Source organism: Synechococcus sp. R6-7, from assembly GCF_047461695.1.
In the GTDB taxonomy this organism is placed as follows: Bacteria; Cyanobacteriota; Cyanobacteriia; order Thermostichales; family Thermostichaceae; genus Thermostichus.
This window is the reverse complement of sequence record NZ_JANSHS010000475.1, coordinates 1-1,218: the sequence shown is the minus strand read 5'-3', so window position 1 is coordinate 1,218 and position 1,218 is coordinate 1. Positions and strand designations below refer to the sequence as shown.

The window sequence follows — 1,218 nt, the reverse complement described above, 5'->3', positions numbered from 1 at the left end:
TTTCCGCATAGAGGGCGCGGGCTTTCTCGATGGCCCCATCGGATCCCAGAGCGGGATCCGTCAGAACCAAGTCCACGCCATAGGCAGCCAGGATCTTCTTGCGCTCCGGGCTGGCGTTGGCGGGAAGAGCCAGCTTGACCTTGTAGCCCAAGGCGGCCCCGATCCAGGCATAGGCGATGCCGGTGTTACCGCTGGTGGCATCGAGGATGATCTTGCCGGGGGTAAGCTTGCCCTGGCGTTCGCCAGCGCGAATCATGTTGAGGGCCGGGCGATCCTTGACTGAACCCCCAGGGTTGTACCACTCTGCCTTGCCATATACCCGTACCGATTCCGGCAAATCGGCAGCAACCCGCCGCAGACGGATCAGCGGTGTTCCCCCCACCAGCTCAATAGGGCTATCCACAGCAGGGAGCAACGGGCGAGAAGAAAATGCAGTCGGATACAAGGGGGATCCCTCGCTAGACAGGCATCGGCTGGACAACCATTCCTCATCTTACCCCGGTCTTTCCGGCCTCTTGGGAGCTTTTTAGTTTCCCCCTCCTGCCCAAGTTCTGGCTAGGCTCTAAGATGGGGGTAGAAAAGTGGGATTTTCCCACAGCAGGATGACGCGGAGGGGCATGGCAGAAATTGGGATTGTGACTGCCCAGCAGTTTGATCGGCGACGGGGCCAGATCCATGTCTACGACGGCGAGGGCAAAGGCAAGTCCCAGGCGGCCCTAGGGGTTGTGCTGCGTTCCATTGGCTTGGGGATCGAAAAGGCGGCCCCCAGCCGGGTGTTGCTGGTGCGGTTTCTCAAGGGGCCAGGCCGAACCTATGCTGAGGATGCGGCCATTGCGGCTCTGCAGCGAGGCTTCCCCCATCTCATCGATCAATTGCGCACCGGGCGGGGAGAGTTTTTCGGCCCAGATGAGATCACCAAGTTTGACCGTCAGGAGGCCCGCCGCGGTTGGGATGTGGCCAAAGGGGCTTTGGCGTCGGGGTTTTACTCGGTGGTGGTGCTGGATGAGCTCAACCCGGTGCTGGATCTGGGCCTGTTGCCTGTGGAGGAGGTGGTCAGTACCCTCAAGCAAAAGCCGGAGGCCATGGAGGTGATCATCACCGGGCGCGGCGCTCCCAAGGAAATTATCGACCTGGCGGATTTGCACTCGGAAATGCGCAGTGTCCGGCGGGCGACGGATCCCCAAAACGGCCAACCCCCTTGCAGCGGCATCGAGATCT

The 1,218-nt window shown here is 61.2% G+C and carries 2 protein-coding genes; one reads left to right on the top strand and one right to left on the bottom strand.

What is annotated here, in order from left to right:
- The coding region (locus NW815_RS12990) for a PLP-dependent cysteine synthase family protein (protein ID WP_414416094.1) at positions 1-445 on the bottom strand (445 nt) is incomplete at its 3' end.
- A 172-nt stretch (positions 446-617) separates the two neighbouring features.
- Here NW815_RS12990 and NW815_RS12985 point away from each other — a divergent pair.
- Positions 618-1,218, top strand: a 601-nt coding sequence (locus NW815_RS12985; RefSeq protein WP_414343367.1) for a cob(I)yrinic acid a,c-diamide adenosyltransferase, incomplete at its 3' end; no start/stop codon positions are given.